The following is a 16,485-nucleotide window of genomic DNA, read 5'->3' on the forward strand; positions in this document are numbered from 1 at the left end:
AAATAAAGATAGAGTACTTTATCTATTTTACAGTTAATGGGATTCATGCTAAAATATTAGATAGTTTATTGTAACAATCAAAAGAATTATTTATGAGAATAGGAGTTCATATGGGGATGTTTGATGTTTATTTATATGGTATGGTGGTAGCAACGAATAGCTTTTTATTAGCAGGTGCTTATCCTAAACCTGATACCTATGGGGAAATTAAAATGAAACATAAACTACCAGGGGGTGAAACAGGAACCTGTGCTACGGTATTAAGTTCTCTTGGATGTACCGTATTAATGGATGGAAATCATATGGGAAGTAATGTTTTTCCTGTAATTAAGGCTTTTTATCAAGGGACTAAGGTTGATATATCTAGATTAACCCACGATATCACTTATGACGGATTAGAGGATTATGTTATTATCGATAAAGATACTAGAACACCATTTGGAATGTTTGGAAGTTTCTGTTCTGATTCAGTAAAGCGATGGAATAAACCTAGGTTAGAAGATATTTTAGCTGCTAGGGTGGTCGGATTGGATCCTTTCTTTGGTGAGGAAGCTGAATTTGTTGCAAAAGTTTGTATGGAGTATAAGATACCGTATGTTACCATTGATTGTAAATATGACAGTCTAATTCATAAGAATGCGAACGTTACAATAATATCAGGGGAGTTCTTTGGCTATACTTATACTGGTGAAGTAGACAAAGAAGAATTATTTGAACAGTACATAACTAACGGGAATGGATTAGTAATTTTCACTAGAGGCTCAAAGGAAATCTGGTATGGAAGAAAGAAAACTGGGAAAAAAGTTTTAAAGCCATATGAGGTGTTAGTAGAGAGTACCTTAGGAGCAGGGGATACTTTTAAAGCAGGATGTGTTTATGCCCTACTAAAGGGTATGGAAGATGAGGATTTGGTACGTTTTGCAAATGCCTGTGCGGCAGTAGCATGTACAAGATTTCCATTACCTACAAATCCACCAACACTTAGTGAAGTTATGGCTTTAGTAGGAGGAAAGATTACAGATGACAATCGATTCAATGGAGATGTTTGAGCCTGTCACATCGAGGTGGTTTAAGAATACACTTGGTGAACCAACGATTGTACAGAAAGAAGCATGGAGAAGTATAGCAGATGGATTTGATACGCTGGTATCTGCCCCAACAGGTACTGGTAAGACTCTATCCGCATTTTTAGTATATATTGATCAGCTAATGCGATTAGCAAGAGAAGAAAAATTAAAAGAAGAGCTCTACGTCATCTATGTATCACCACTAAAGTCACTAGCGGGTGATATTAAAGAGAATTTAAAGAAACCCCTGCATGGAATCTTAGGGGAGGTTATAAAACAAAACAGAGAAGATAACATTATTACACAAGATAATGAAGATGAATTCATCAGACAAGACAAAGATGGAATTATCAAAGAAGATAACAGAGAGGAAAGAGGGAATAAAAAAGAATATCTGCTGCTGAATGAATCAAAGAATCTAAGCGTTAATGGAACACAGCCAAGCAAGCAAAATTCAAAAATTCCTAGTATATCGGTTGCGATACGTACCGGTGACACCACACCGCAAGAGCGAAGACAGATGATAAAGCATCCGCCTCATATACTTATCACAACACCTGAATCACTTTATCTGCTTCTAACTAGTAAATCGGGGCAGGGTATAATAAAAACAGCGAAAGTTGTTATTATTGATGAGTTACACGCTCTCATTGATTCCAAACGTGGTGCGCATCTGATGCTATCCATTGCTAGGCTTGATAAGTTATGTGGGAAACCACTACAGCGTATAGGATTATCTGCTACGATTGAACCATTAGACCTTGCTGCAAATTATCTTTCACCGGGGCCAGCAAAAATTGTTGCTCCTAAGATGACGAAGAAAGTAAAGTTTTTAATTACTAGTCCCTTGTCGGAAGAAGTTGGTATACGTAAGACGCCTGTTTGGGAGGAAATAGCTGCTATTATCTATGATTCCTGTCGTAAAGTACGTAGCGTTATTGCTTTTGTGGAAGGAAGAAGATTTGCAGAAAAACTGGCTTACTATGTAAATCAGCTCGGTGGAGATGGGTTTGCTAGAACACATCATGGAAGTCTATCAAAGGAACAAAGATTAGAAGTAGAGCAATCGTTAAGAGATGGGAAATTAAGACTCCTTTGCGCAACCTCCTCCATGGAACTTGGAATTGATGTTGGAGAGATTGATGAAGTATTTCAAATAGGATGCCCTATGTCCATATCAAGCACGATGCAGAGATTAGGACGTGCTGGACATAATCCTGATAGAGTAAGTGTGATGCAGATGTTTCCAAGAGCACCAATTGAGGGGCTTTATTGTGGACTTACCGCAGAGGTCGCAAGACAAGGTAAGGTAGAATATGCCAAACCACCTAGAATGTGTTTTGATATACTTGCACAACATCTTGTTTCTATGGCAACAGGAGATGGGTATCAGGTACAGGAGGTACTTGAGATTTTACCACGAGCTTACCCATTTAAGGATATAAATATTGAGGATGTTCGTGATGTTTTAAAAATGTTAGCTGGAGATTATGAGCATGAAAGGGAGATTCCAGTCAGACCAAGGATTCTTTACGATAGAATTCATGACAGGGTGGAAGGTGACCCATACAGTCGAATGCTAGCTGTTTCTACAGGAGGAACGATTCCTGACAAAGGGTTATATCAAGTGAAAAGTGAAGAAGGTGTAAAGCTTGGTGAACTTGATGAGGAATTTGTCTATGAATCAAGGGTAGGGGAAAAGTTTTTACTTGGAACTTTTGGATGGAAGATAGTAAACATACAAAAAGATGCAGTAATTGTAGCACCTGCATCCTCAGGAAATGCAAAACTTCCTTTCTGGAAGGGTGAGAAAAAAGGAAGAGGACTTAAAACAGGTTTGGCTTTTGGTGAACTACTTCGAAAGCTTTCTAGGGCCAATGAGGCAGGTAGCTTATTAGAGGACTTAAAAGCATTTGGATTGGATCAGGCAGCATCGACGGGAGCTTATGAATTTATTCAGCGTCAGTTAAAAGCAACCGGGTGTCTTCCGAATGATAAAACTATTCTCATTGAACATTTTAAAGATGAAGCAGGTTGTTTTCAGATGATGGTACATTCTGTATTTGGAAGAGAAGTGAATGAACCACTTGCTATATTAATTCAGGAAGCTGCGAGCATGTCATTACAAAGAGTAATCAATTATGTGGCAGACGATGATGGTTTTTTACTATTTCCTTATGATGGACAGCCTTTACCAGAAGGTTTGCTGACTATGATATCACCAAGTACATTGCGGGGAGTACTGGAAGCGAAATTAATTGCGACACCACTGTTTCAGATTTCTTTCCGTTATAATATGGGCAGAGCAATGATGATGGGAGTCCGAAAAAGCGGAAGACAGCCACTCTGGGTACAACGAATGCGTTGCGCACAGATGCTTGATTCTATCTTGTCCTATGGAAATCATCCAATCATTAGAGAAACGAAGCGAGAGTGCTTGGAAGATATCTGGAATCTTCCAGGGCTTGAGTATGTGATTCATGGAATTTTATCTAATTCGATTGAAATAAGAGAGATGTTCTTAGAATTTCCATCTCCTATGTCACTTCCTTTTCGAAGACAAACCGAAGGAGCCATGATGTATGATTATGCTCCATCGACTATGGGAATATTAGATGCATCAAGGAAAGCCTTAGAGCAGGCAAATAACTTGCAACCAGAACAAAAGATGATAGAAGAAGTATCAAAGAGAGTAAAATTGCCAGAGAATAAACAAGAACTTCATACTCTTTTAATGATAGAAGGAGATATGATAGCAGGGGAACTGGAGATACCAATTGACTGGTTATTAAGTTTAGTAGAGGAAGGCTTTGCTTGCTATATTGAACCGGGGTTGTGGATTGCAACGGAGCAGATTAAACTATATGAAGATGCTTTGGTTCAAAGAGAAAATAAAGCTTGTCAGCAGATTCTTAGACGAACGCTACGATATCGTGGTGGACAGACTGCAAAGCAGCTTATGGAGCGTTATTATATACCGGAAGAAGTAATACTTACGAATCTATCTGCATTATGTGAACAAGGAGCAATAGTAAAACAAGGAGAATATTATTATCATTCAACTCTTTATGAAAAGGCACTAAAGCTAACAGTATATGAAAGAAGAGAACAGATAAAAACTCTGCCCAAAGAGCGTTTCGCAGCACTTCTCGCTGGAAAGACCGCTATCGCAGCATCACCGAAAGAGCAGCTTAGTAAGGTATTGGATCAATTTGCTGGTCAGGTAATCCAACCGTCTTTCTTAGAAACTGTACTGTTACCAGCAAGAGTTGCGAAATATAGACCTGATTTGTTGGATTCTCTGTTATCCCAAGGTAATTTCCAGTATAGAGTAACAAAGGAAGGGATTAGTTTTCATTATAGTGAAGATATTGATTGGGAGGCTTTACTTCCTACAGTTGATATACCTTTAGAAGAAACGGAACAAATGCTCTATGAAGCCTTACAGAAAAGAGGTGCGAGTTTCTTAAATAGTCTAACTTCACTGCTTTCTGGCAAATCCCCTTATGAGGCAATTCTCTCCTTACTAGAGAAGGGACTTGTCTGTGCAGATAGTTTTGTATCAGTTAGAATGTGGTTAAATAAGGAGAAGCTTAAGAAAGGCAATGTAAGACAGCTAGTGAACGCTAGGGTTATGGTTATGACTTCTGGAAGGTTTGAAGTTGCCAGACCATTTAAGGATGTGGCGATTGAGCAAACTTTGGAGCGATTATTTGACCAGGTTGTAATCGTGTGTAAAGAGACGGTAAGAGGGATTTCCTGGGCGGATGCACTAAAGGAACTTAGTGTCTGGGAATATACCAAAAGGGCGAGAAGAGGGTATTTTGTAGAAGGGCTCTCAGGGATACAATTTATCCGTGAAAAAGATTTTATATCTACAATGTATACGCTAGAGCACCCCAAAAAAGAAATCCTATGGTTATCTGCAATAGATCCATATCAAATCTGGGGAAAATACCTTTCTTATGAAAAAGATCGTTCCTTTGTACAAGTAGCAGGTACCATAGTTGCATTATCGCAAGGAGTACCAATTGCGGTGTTTGAACGTCAAGGAAAAGCACTGAAGGTATTTGAGCTTGAGGAATTAAAAAGTGCTTTGGAATTATTTGTTCTTGACTTTGAACGAAAATGTTTTTATCCGAGTACGAACAGATTAGTTATTAAAGAGTTTCCAAAAGAGGCAGAAGAAGCGCTGTCTTTGGTAGGATTTAAGAAAGAAATCGCGGATTACGTATTATATCGGAAGTAAAGAAGACCACAATCTGGATGATGAGTTGATTCATTGTCCAGATTGTGGTCTTTTACGGTTTTTTATGTATCATCTTTACAAATCAGGATGTGTAAAAAATTGTAAATTATAGTGCGAAAAAATAGAGTATGTGATAGAATGTTAATAATTGTAAAAACAATATTACTTATTACATAAATCCAAGGTGGTTTTTTATCAATGTGTTACTTTTTTTATAATTGCAAAGACCTACTAGTATACTTATGACTCGTTAAACCGTTTAAAGAAGGTGCAAGAAACAACTGGTAACATCCTATCCTATGAATATGACAAGAGTGGAAATCGAACCATGGAATTGTCACAAAAAGGGTTGCATTTTATCCGAACCTCTTATGATTATGGCGAGCGTAATCGGCTTGCGAATTCCGTTACCCTTTCTCATACGGATGCTACTAAAAAAAGCGAGTACTCCATAACAGATTACTCCTACGATAAGAATGGTAACCTGCTGCAGAAAAATACAGCATATGCGGAAAGCACAACCGAGGATCAATTAAAGGACTTGACGAAATTACCTAAATTCGGTATGAAGAAGATAAGTGAATTTAATTTAACCTCAAATGCTGGTTCGGTAGTGGGAGCAACGGAAGGAACAATTGCAGGAACAACGATAGGAACAGACTATCTTACCCGTTATTCCTATGATAATTTCAATAGTAGTTCATCGAAAGGCTCCAATATCCTCTATCAATATAATGCAGAGGACTATAGAATCCAAAAATCAGTGAATGGAGAAGTGATACGATATCTTTATGAGGCAGATCAGGTTATCTTAGAGTTGAATGATAATGGAGAAGAAATCGGTCGAAATGTATATGGCACGAACCTAATATACCGTGAAGCATTATCTGAAAATAGTACAGAAGCTTACTATTATTTGTATAATGCGCATGGTGATGTTACAGGACTTCTAAAGCAAAATGGAACCATAGCTGTTACATATTGTTATGATGCGTTTGGTAACCTATTATCAAAGCAGGGGCAAGCAAATAATAGCATACAATGATCCGTTAAGCTTGAATCGGTATACTTACTGTGCAAATAATCCGATACGGTATTATGATCCGACGGGACATAGATTAAAAGGTGATGAAGACCTTCTTAATATTCAGGGACTAGCAATGGTTGATTTTTATGCTAGTGAATGGAAGAAGTATCAGAAACTTGCAAAAGAAGTGAAAAATAAAGATCCAAATTTATATAATCAGTATAAAGATGCAATGTCTCAAGTAAAAGGTTTGGCTAACGACGTAAGAACCTCACAGCTTTTAATAAGGGAAATTCTATTCCTACAATTAATAAAAGTAATCAGAATCCAATTAACACTGGAACTATTAATCAACAAAGTCAGAGCTAATTGAGAGGCATTGGTTTTACGATTGATACATCAAAAACATCTGTGAGCAATGGTACATTTGCAGTGGAAAAATCTTCTGCTCTTATTATAACTCAATGGATGGGCAATGATGGTACAAGGAGCTATATCTTATAATGAGAAAGGGAAATATTCTACGCAAGAAACAAGTGATTATGGAACGAAATTAAACATAAGAAATTTTCTTGTGACTGGACCTAATTCAGGTTATAGAAGTTATCATTATCAAGTCGAAGCCTATTTAGATTGGGACAGAAGAGGGAAGCCTTATAATGCGGCAGAACCAAAGTTTACAGATAAACAGGGATGGACAGAATATGATAAAATATTTAATAAATTGGGAACTTTGCCAGCAAATAAAAGTGGAGGCTGGAGTAATATTGATGATTCCTTGACTGATGAGGGAGGATATTTAGTTGGATATGGGAAAAGTAATCACGGAATCGGGGCAGCAGTAGACTTAAACTTTGGTTTGAAACAATATGCACCAATAGGTAAAGGGAGTCGTCATTGGGTTGAAGATTTCGGAAGGAATTATGGTTTTACAGGGCTTTATAAAGATGGAAACTTATCGTATAGTGAAAAGAATGGGCAAGGTAATTTCAAGGAAACATGGCATTTAAACTATTTTGGACCTAATGTAAAATAAAAATATTTATTTAGGATGAGGATGCGTAGATATGAATAATAAAATATTTATAGTTCTTTTATTAATGATGGTTTTTAGCTTGATAACTGGGTGCCATGGTGAAAGTAATATTTCAGAAACCAAAGGTTCAACTAGTACACAAAATAATAATCAAACTAAAAGCCCACAAGACAATGATTCTGTATCAACTAAAATACCTGAAGATACTTGTGAGGGTACGATTAATGACGCGGAACCGATTGATGCAAATAATGAACCCATTTTACAGAGTAATTATGTTTATGGGGGAAAAGTGGCTACAGATGGAAGTTATCAATATTTTGAGCTTTACACACTTAGTGACGATATTGTTGGTCTTTGTAGGATAGAAAAAGATGGTAATAACTTTTCAGTATTAGACAATAGTAGAGTATTTTCTATTAATGTTATGGATAATTTTTTATACTTTATTCAGAGAAACAAATATACGCATGGTGGTGATATTTATAGAATAAATAAGGATGGCTCTAAGAAAACAGAGTTAATTAAGGGTAATTATTCTCAATTGATAATAATCGAGAATAAATTATATTTCCTAGGATTTGACGACTGTAAGATATATCGAATGAATGCCGACGGTTCTGGTGTAGAAGTATTTATTTCTGATGAATGCGATACTTTCTTATTTAGTGAGGGCTATATTTACACTCCTATATTAGAGAAGGGAACAGAAGGCAGAGGTAAATTAGTTCTTGCTAAATATGATATTAAAGATAGTTCGAAAAAGACTATAATCGCCACGGACTTACCGTTAACAGAAGAGTATGGATATCTTATCCGGTATTTTATTTACAAAGATAAAATATTATATATCGATGAGAAGGATAATAACAAAATATATATCATGAATAATGATGGTACCGAAAAAAAGGAACTGATTGATATCAATGTAGAATCAATGTTAATTTCTGAGGATGGTACAATATACACTGTTTCAAGAACATTTGAAGAAGGTATGAAAATCCAGACATTTAATATGGATGGAGCTGAATCAAGAACAATTTATTCGGGTTTTATGGATAATTATCAATTGTTAGGATTAGTCGATGATTATATATATTACTATGATGATCAGGGTGAAGGGAATGGAGAGACTGGTAGGATCAAGATTGATGGAACTGGAAATGAGATACTTGGGATTAAACTAGAGGAATAAGGATATTTTCTGCTAAAGTTATGAGGAGGTTGAGATAAGAAAAATTCGGCATGACTTCCAGTACGTAGAATATGCGCCTAAAGTAGTAGAAATAAGCGAAGAGCAGATAAATTAGAAAAATGAAACCGCAAAGCGATTACCATTAAGGTTGGTAGTCGCTTTTGCCCTAGTAGAATAGCGAGCAAGCCCTAACCCAAGTGGTGAATACCTTAAACGTAGACCTCTTATACCTATAATAAAAACCAAATGGCTGAAACGAAAAATTTGGCTAATGAGGTACGAAACTCACAAATATTTAAGAAGGAAAATCCTATTCAGATTAACATTGTAAGTACAAATAATATAGTAACAGATACAGCTTTAGATAAAATAGGATCTTCAACTAGCTCAAATCAAACGTTCAATGCTAATAATAAAATCATTGAAAATCAGTGGAGTTCAGGGAAACAGTTTAATGAAAGTTGGCAGGGTTATCTGATACAAAACGGTGTTCTACTTACTGCAAAATCGGGTCAGGAGAATACAGATAAAGCAGGCATAGGCTATGGTGCAACAGGCTTACTTGCACTTACAGTACTTAATAAAGAAGCTCTTGTTGGCGCTGTTGGCAAATATGTGCTACTTTTTATACCTGGAGTAGGTATTGCTGTATGTGTTATAACAGGTCTTGGAATAGTCTATTATATTTTGCCATCCGAAACCTCAGAATATGTTGAGGGTGCACCAACACCAGTGCCGGCACCAACACCAAGTGCAGTACCAGGTAAGGGGAATTCTGAGCATGAAAAAGATTTAGGAAAATTGCCTCAAAATGCTCAAGATGCATATGGAAAATATGATAAGTCTGGCTGGAAAGGAAATGTTCCGGGTCAAACGGAGGGAACCGCAGCAGGAGCTAAGTATCAAAATAGAGACGGGAAGCTCCCAACAACAGATTCTAATGGCAATTCAATTACATATAAAGAATGGGATGTGAATAATAAGCAACCGGGAGCTCTTAGAGATGGAGAAAGATTTGTTACAGGGTCAGATGGTTCTGTTTATTATACCGATAGCCATTATGGTGAAGGAAGTAGCCCAACAGGATCAGCTCCATTTACAAAAATTCATTGGAGGTGAAAATCAATGATTAATAGAATTATTTTTGCTTCTGCCAAGGAAGTGAAAGAAGTAAAAAGTAAGTTAGAATCAAATGATGAAATTTTTATTATTGAAATTGAAGGAGAACGATGTTTATTTTTAGCAGATTACTTAAATTCAATGTCTAATCTTTTTCAGTTTCCAATAAAAGCACAAGGATTAGATGGCTATAATGATTGGATGAGGGATTTATCATGGTTAAATAAAGAACAAATTATAATCATTATTAATGATTTTTTTAAATTTTTACAGAGAGATACTTTATCCAAAGAGGTAATTATTGAAGATTTTAAAGAGGTAATTTTGCCTTGGTGGGAATCGGAGGTTACTAATTGTGTTGTCGGTGGAAAAACAAAAAAAATGCTAGTATATTTGGTTGAATAGCATTTTATTCGCCCGGCAAAGCCGGACGATGTTCCCGGAGGTTATGCGTTTTCTAGCATAACCTCTTTAACCTGCACCACTTTCGACCCTACTTTTGGAGAAAATAGGCTGATTCCAAATCGGGCTAACGAGCCGAAAAGATGGTTCACTGGTAATATCTTTGCGAGATGCAACTTTAAAGGCCGCACAGAGGGCCAAAGGCAGAGAAAGATAAAGACAACAGTTATAATCAGTATAAAGATGTAATATCTCAAATGAAAAGTTTGGAAAGTGATGTACGATTTTCACAGGTTTTTAAGAAAGAAAGTTCTATACAGACAAACAATACAAATACAAATACAAATAAGATATTAACAAGTGATGTCGCTTTAAATAGAATAGGATTTTCATTAAGTTCTAAATGAGGTGAAGTGGCTAGAAAAGAATGCTGGGTATTATGGGTATGAAGGGTATTACTACGATACAAAAAATAAATATTTTAGAGAAACATGGCATTGGAATTATAATGGGCAAAGAAAATAGGAGGTATATGAAATGCAGAAAAAAGCTATTTTAATTATAATAATATGCCTCTTCCTTCTGGGATGTACCCAGCGAAATCAGAAGGATATAGATACGTTAAAAGAAATAACCGTAACACCAACTGTAATAGCAGAGAGTATCACCCCAACGAAGACTGATGAGCTTCTAATACCAACTGAAATCCTTGTGAAGGTGCCAACTACGCCGACTCCCAATATTACAGAAGAGGTTTTTTCTCATACACTTTTGGGAATAACTCCAGAAAATTCCTGTAACAATGGAATAATAGTTTCAGAGGGAGACTATGTATATTTTTGGAGTGGATACTATTATTCTGAAGAAGGAAAATTTTGCAGGATGAAGCAGGATGGTACCGAACTTCAAATCCTTTCGGATGATAAGCCTTGTTTTATTAATATAATAAACGGTAAACTATATTATATTAGTCAAAAAGAAAGAACTTATTATCGGGGGGACCTCTATTCTATGGATTTTAATGGGGAGAATAGAAAACTCATTGTAGAGGGGGAATGTGATTATCTTATTGTTATGCAGAATTCCATCTACTATGTTGATGCTTCAAATGATATGACGCTCTATGAGACAGACCTAGAAGGAAAAGGTGGGGAAATAATAAAAAAAGGTTGCTCTGACGTGCAATATCAAGATGGATATTTTTATTATCGTTCTACAGAATCTATCAATGATATCTATATGTTTCCAATCCATAATGCAACGGATACTACTAGATTAATTACCACATCTGCTACTGACTTTATTTCAAAGTTTATAGTTTATAATAATTTTATAATTTTTATAAAAAATAATATTCTATATAGTTATTCAATTACTGAAAATTCAGTATCAAAGCTACATAATGGAGTGAGTTCATATGGCATGACGATAAAGGAGGATAAGATATATCTACTAAGCTTTTATGAAGAAGAGGTGTTAGGGCAAGGGATATTTATGTATGACATAGTATGCTATGATCTCAAAGAAAAGAATCTACGTCTTGTTGCTCCCTATAAGGATGGAGATTATATGGAAAACCCATTGTATGTTATCAATGATTATATATACTTTGGTGTAGCAGATGCGGAAGGAAGTGTACTAGAGAATCATAGAAGTAAGCTAGATGAGTCAGATGAAGAATGTTTGTTACATGATAAAATATTAGGGACAAAAGCTGAGGGAGATTGCTTAATTCGTTGATAGAATTAAGACTGTAGTAGCAGAAAGTATCACCCAGACTGTAAGCGTCAACTAAAGCGCGCCTACAAAAAAATACAATACGCATGGTGATGTCACAGGATTCTAAAGCAAAATGGAACTATAGCTGCGACTTACAGTTATGACGCATTTGGTAGCCTATTATCAAAACTAGGGCAAGCAAATAATACCATCACTTATGCAGGATATCAGTATGATGCAGAAACAGAACTGTATTATCTGAATGCAAGATACTATGACAGCAAGATAGCAAGATTCTTAACGGAGGATACTTATGGTGGGGAATACAATGATCCGTTAAGCTTGAATCGGTATACCTACTGTGCAAATAATCCGATCATATATGTCGATCCTTCAGGTCGAATATGGCAAAAGACAGATAAGGGATTAAATGACGATGCCCAAGCTAAAATTATTGCATTAACAATTGCCGAAATACATGCAAAAACAAAGGAAGAGAAAAAGGAGCTACAAAAACAGCAAGAGTCCATAAGAAATTCGTCAAGTTCTATAAAAGGTGTAGATACTGTTATTGAAATTAATAACAAAAATCAAGATGCATTTATTAAATATGTAAATAAGGCTCTTGCAAATGGTTCAATTTCACAGACAGAGTGGAAAAAATGCCTAAAATCACTTGGTGCTACATATGATTTTGAAAAAACATATGATAAGAATAAAAATGGGAACACAGTCTCTACGATTAATTGCACAACCAATGTAAATAAGAATGTTGAGATTAATGTAACAGCAAATTCTGCAAAGAATAATAAAAATACTAATATTGTGTCTTCAAGCTCCAATATTACAGTTACAACACACTATTCTGCATATGTATATTATTTACCTGAATGGAAGTCTGAAATGAAAGATTCAAAAGAAGCATTAGAATCGTATTATGGAATCGACGCTGATGATATTGGAACCGTATCTGTAACAAGTGCTGATGAAGTAAGCTATTCATGGAATATGATGGGAAAAGCAACAGATGGAAACAATATATCTACAATAATAATGAATACACATGGTGATCATGAAAATTTGTATAGTGGAATAGGTGATTCTTTAATTTCTATGGATTTTCCTAATTTAAAAAGTTTAGATGTAGATAACTTAATTCTTTTCGGCTGTAATGTAGGGCATCTTGATTATAGCACTACTAATCCTGCGGCTTATTTCTCAAAAATTGTTAATGGCGGGCGAGTATTAGCAAGCGATGGTACGGTTTATAGTATTGGAAGACGTATGTTACTTTGGGGTGATTATCTGTATAAATCACTAAATGATCCCTCATTTTATAGTCAAACGACAGGGACTCGACATAAAAATGGTAATTGGATTCCAAAACATAAGGGTTGGGTAATATATCAATATAGCAATAATAAAGTAACAACATCAGACAGTTTAGGAATTACGCTATCCATAAAACAAATGCTAAAGAAAATGAAGTAAAGGAGGTTCAGCAGTGTCTGAAAATAAAAAAATGGTTATTATACGAAGCATTCTTGTGATAATAATAATATTATTATTAACTCTATTATTTATACCAAATAGTAAGCCTATGGAAATAATTGAAAGTAAACTAAACACAAAACTTCCCTCATCTTCAAAAATTTCACAGTTTAATTATAATAGAGTACTTGGAGATTTAAATGCTAAAATACTAATAGATGCTCAGAGTTTAGATAGTATAAAGAAAGGTCTCCTTAAGCATTTTAATAATGAGTATATTATTCGAAATTATGCTGATTTACCTCACAATCAAAACGTAATTTCATGGTGGGATTTAGAAGAGGGTGATATTGAAGTATGTTATAAAAAGATTGAAGGTGTGAAAAAGCATTTGATTATACCAACTCCAAAAACATCAATATTTTGGGCAATTATATCAAAACAGAAAGATGGAAAATACTATCTTTATCTTTCTCATTATTAATCAAAAAGAGAACTTACATAAAAGCTTTTGATGAGTAATAATCAATTAAGCGCACTGATTTGCGAATATATCTTTACGGAAGACTTAGATATGCACTATCACAAAATTTATAATAGTACCATGGATGGATATGCTTCGAAATAGTACTAAGGTACAGGATTCTTCTATTGAATGTATCAATAAAGATATTAAAATGGAAAATTTGAAAAGGGCAGTGCTATACTTATTTAACAGGAAAGAATGCCACAAAAGAATCGACAGCATTATTTGTATTCGGAATGGGAATGCATTCTTTGCAAGATCAGCAGGCGCATGGGAACCTTACGAATGCTAGGGATCATATTGCTTGGAATGATGATCCTACATATGATAGCTGGAAGTATGACGTAAAACAGGGTGAGATTGTTGGAACTAAAGGAAATCAAAGAATAACCAATACGGAAGAGGATACAAGAGACTACATAAATGATTTTTTATATGGGAATGATTCCACACCAGGTGCTGGTAGCTTCTTGTTTCAACCAAGTAAGTATTCGTTAACCAAATCGAAATAGGGAGGATGTTATGGGACGGAAATATAAAATAGGTATTGGGATTCTGTTATTAATTACAGTTGTTATCAGTACGAAATTGGTATCTGCAGTAGCAACAGATATCATCACGTTTCCAGATGAGAATCTGCAAACTGCATTAAGTAAAATCTATGATTGGAACGAACCTTTTACGTTAGAAAAGGCAAAAGAACTTTCAAAGAACAAGAAGAATATTTTCCTTAGTTATACTGAAATATCAGACATTGAGGGGATACAATATTTTGAAGGTCTCATACAAGTTTCATCATTTGGAAACAATTTAAAAGATTTGAGTCCCTTATCTAAATTACCCAATCTAGAAATGATAGATATACGTAGCAACCTTACCAAAGGCAAAGAATTTGAAAAAATCTTATGTAATATGGGAGGCAGTAGTTTATTAGAAGTGGTGCAGTTAGAAGAAAATAGCATAACAAATATAAGTTTTTTGAGTAAAATTGGAAAACTAGCAAAATATACTCATATTTATATGGAGGATAATAACATAAAAGACATATCGTTATTAAAGAAAGCCACCAGTTTATACTCTTTAGATTTATCCAATAACCGTATCACCGATGTAACATCACTAAAAAACTTAAAGAATCTCACCTATATTGACCTTCGTGATAACTGCATCATCGACTATAAGCCTATCAAACCTTTAATTGATGCGATGCATGCGGATGGTGGAAATGAAACTGGACTGGAACGGTATGATTATTATAAAAACCCCGTTAATTTTTCCTATCATGGAAAAACGATTCAGTTACCATATTTGACTGCGTATTATAAATATCAGGCATATGCAGAAGCCATCCCTCTATTGAAAGCATTAGGAGGTAGTGCGAAGTATAATAAAAAGACAGGAACCCTGACCTGCAATTATGATGGTAATATTCTTATTATGAAGGATTTTTCCAAGAAGGTAACCCTCAATGGAGAAAAGATTACATTAGAATACCCGATGAGAAGGATGCAGTATGACTTGGCATATATTCCAGTAAAAGATGTATGTAAACTCTTAAGTTTAAATTATGACGTGGTTAAAACAAGAAAAATTTGTCATGATTCAAAATATGTAGAATATGCACCTAAAGTAGTAGAGATAAGCGAAGAGCAGACAAAATAGGGAATATAAAAACCGCAAAGCGATTACCAGTAGGTTTGGTAGTCGCTTTTGCGCTAAAAGAATAGTGAACAAGCCCTAACCCAAGTGGTGAATGCCTTAAACGAGCAGACCTCCTATACCTATGATGCAAACGGCAATAGGTTAACAATGACCGATGGCAGAGGATATACAACAACCTATCGTTATAAAGCGAGAAATCTCTTGATTGAAAAGATTGATCCTGGAAAAGAAAAAACTTCGGAGCTTTATTCCTATCATGCAGACGGGAATATTGCCACGAAAACGGATCGCAATCAAAAAGAAACCAATTATCGTTATGATTGCTTTGGGCGATTAGTTTATGAGTCAATAGGAAATCAGTACAAAGAATACACCTATGATAAGCTGGGAAATATTCTGTCAGCGAAGGATAATACCAGCGATATTACAAGGGTATATGACTCTTCGGGAAGAGTAACGAAAAAAACAGTGACTGACTTAGGAACCACCACCTATCGTTATGATATTACCACAGGGGTACCTTCTGGAATGGTATTGGAAGAAGCAATTGACCCAAAAGGAAATTCTACTCTAAAGATCTATGATCAGGTCGGAAGATTGTATCAGGTCTATGCAAATAAGACAGTGGAACAACTTAGTAGTAGTACTTCCGGCAGTGATTTAGTAAATGGTAGTACTTCCAGCAGCGAAGCGGTAACTTATCAGTATTATCCAAATGGATCAAGAAAGAGTGTTACCTATCCAAACGGAGCCAAGGAAACATATACTTACACGAAGAAAAATCAGATTTTACAGCTTAAGAATCAGTTATCCGATGATACGATACTTCAATGTTATACCTACGCTTATGATCCGGCAGGCAATCAGGTGTCAAAGAGGAATCAGGACAGGAAGCATATCCAGGGCTTACGCTGTATACTTATGACTCTTTAAATCGTTTAAAGAAGGTACAAGAGACAACTGGTAACATCCTATCCTATGAATATGACAAG

Annotated in this window: 14 protein-coding genes; all 14 read left to right on the forward strand. The window is 35.5% G+C overall.

What is annotated here, in order from left to right; translation table 11 throughout:
- Window positions 1–110: 110 nt before the first annotated feature.
- The 14 genes from CC92_RS0119390 (at window position 111) to CC92_RS21940 (ending at window position 16,426) form a co-directional block, all read left to right on the forward strand.
- Window positions 111–1,049, forward strand: coding sequence for a PfkB family carbohydrate kinase (locus CC92_RS0119390; protein ID WP_051650610.1), 939 nt, complete (start codon window positions 111–113; stop codon window positions 1,047–1,049).
- The gene (locus CC92_RS0119395; protein WP_029501858.1) at window positions 1,021–5,316 is read left to right on the forward strand and encodes a DEAD/DEAH box helicase; all 4,296 of its coding nucleotides are present in this window, start codon (window positions 1,021–1,023) and stop codon (window positions 5,314–5,316) included. The genes CC92_RS0119390 and CC92_RS0119395 overlap by 29 nt, the downstream gene beginning before the upstream one ends.
- 268 nt (window positions 5,317–5,584) lie before the next feature.
- A complete protein-coding gene (locus CC92_RS0119400; protein WP_155998272.1) occupies window positions 5,585–6,361 on the forward strand; it encodes a hypothetical protein in 777 nt (258 codons plus the stop codon).
- 10 nt (window positions 6,362–6,371) lie between these two features.
- The gene (locus CC92_RS0119405; RefSeq protein ID WP_029501856.1) at window positions 6,372–6,716 is read left to right on the forward strand and encodes a hypothetical protein; all 345 of its coding nucleotides are present in this window, start codon (window positions 6,372–6,374) and stop codon (window positions 6,714–6,716) included.
- Between the two features lie 105 nt (window positions 6,717–6,821).
- The gene (locus tag CC92_RS0119410; RefSeq protein ID WP_029501855.1) at window positions 6,822–7,379 is read left to right on the forward strand and encodes a D-alanyl-D-alanine carboxypeptidase family protein; all 558 of its coding nucleotides are present in this window, start codon (window positions 6,822–6,824) and stop codon (window positions 7,377–7,379) included.
- A gap of 31 nt (window positions 7,380–7,410) precedes the next feature.
- Window positions 7,411–8,574 (forward strand): DUF5050 domain-containing protein, encoded by a 1,164-nt coding sequence (locus tag CC92_RS0119415; protein ID WP_029501854.1) that lies wholly within the window; start codon window positions 7,411–7,413, stop codon window positions 8,572–8,574.
- Between the two features lie 246 nt (window positions 8,575–8,820).
- Window positions 8,821–9,693 (forward strand): ribonuclease domain-containing protein, encoded by an 873-nt coding sequence (locus CC92_RS21935; protein ID WP_051650609.1) that lies wholly within the window; start codon window positions 8,821–8,823, stop codon window positions 9,691–9,693.
- A 6-nt stretch (window positions 9,694–9,699) separates the two neighbouring features.
- Entirely contained in the window at window positions 9,700–10,098 is a 399-nt protein-coding gene (locus tag CC92_RS21240) for a barstar family protein (RefSeq protein WP_051650608.1), read from the forward strand.
- Window positions 10,099–10,632: 534 nt separating this feature from the next.
- Entirely contained in the window at window positions 10,633–11,835 is a 1,203-nt protein-coding gene (locus CC92_RS0119435; protein ID WP_029501851.1) for a DUF5050 domain-containing protein, read from the forward strand.
- Between the two features lie 120 nt (window positions 11,836–11,955).
- Window positions 11,956–13,305 (forward strand): RHS repeat-associated core domain-containing protein, encoded by a 1,350-nt coding sequence (locus CC92_RS0119440; RefSeq protein ID WP_330373312.1) that lies wholly within the window; start codon window positions 11,956–11,958, stop codon window positions 13,303–13,305.
- 13 nt (window positions 13,306–13,318) lie between these two features.
- Window positions 13,319–13,789: a hypothetical protein gene (locus tag CC92_RS0119445; RefSeq protein ID WP_029501849.1), complete on the forward strand. Its 471-nt coding sequence runs from the start codon at window positions 13,319–13,321 to the stop codon at window positions 13,787–13,789.
- A gap of 293 nt (window positions 13,790–14,082) precedes the next feature.
- Complete coding sequence (locus CC92_RS0119450) at window positions 14,083–14,343, forward strand: hypothetical protein (RefSeq protein WP_031420711.1); 261 nt, start codon at window positions 14,083–14,085, stop codon at window positions 14,341–14,343.
- A 10-nt stretch (window positions 14,344–14,353) separates the two neighbouring features.
- Window positions 14,354–15,493: a leucine-rich repeat domain-containing protein gene (locus CC92_RS0119455; RefSeq protein WP_029501847.1), complete on the forward strand. Its 1,140-nt coding sequence runs from the start codon at window positions 14,354–14,356 to the stop codon at window positions 15,491–15,493.
- A 147-nt stretch (window positions 15,494–15,640) separates the two neighbouring features.
- Entirely contained in the window at window positions 15,641–16,426 is a 786-nt protein-coding gene (locus tag CC92_RS21940; protein WP_029501846.1) for a hypothetical protein, read from the forward strand.
- Window positions 16,427–16,485: the final 59 nt, after the last annotated feature.

The sequence above is a fragment of the Lachnoclostridium phytofermentans genome (genome assembly GCF_000733755.1).
GTDB classification, from domain to species: Bacteria; Bacillota; Clostridia; order Lachnospirales; family Lachnospiraceae; genus Lachnoclostridium; species Lachnoclostridium phytofermentans_A.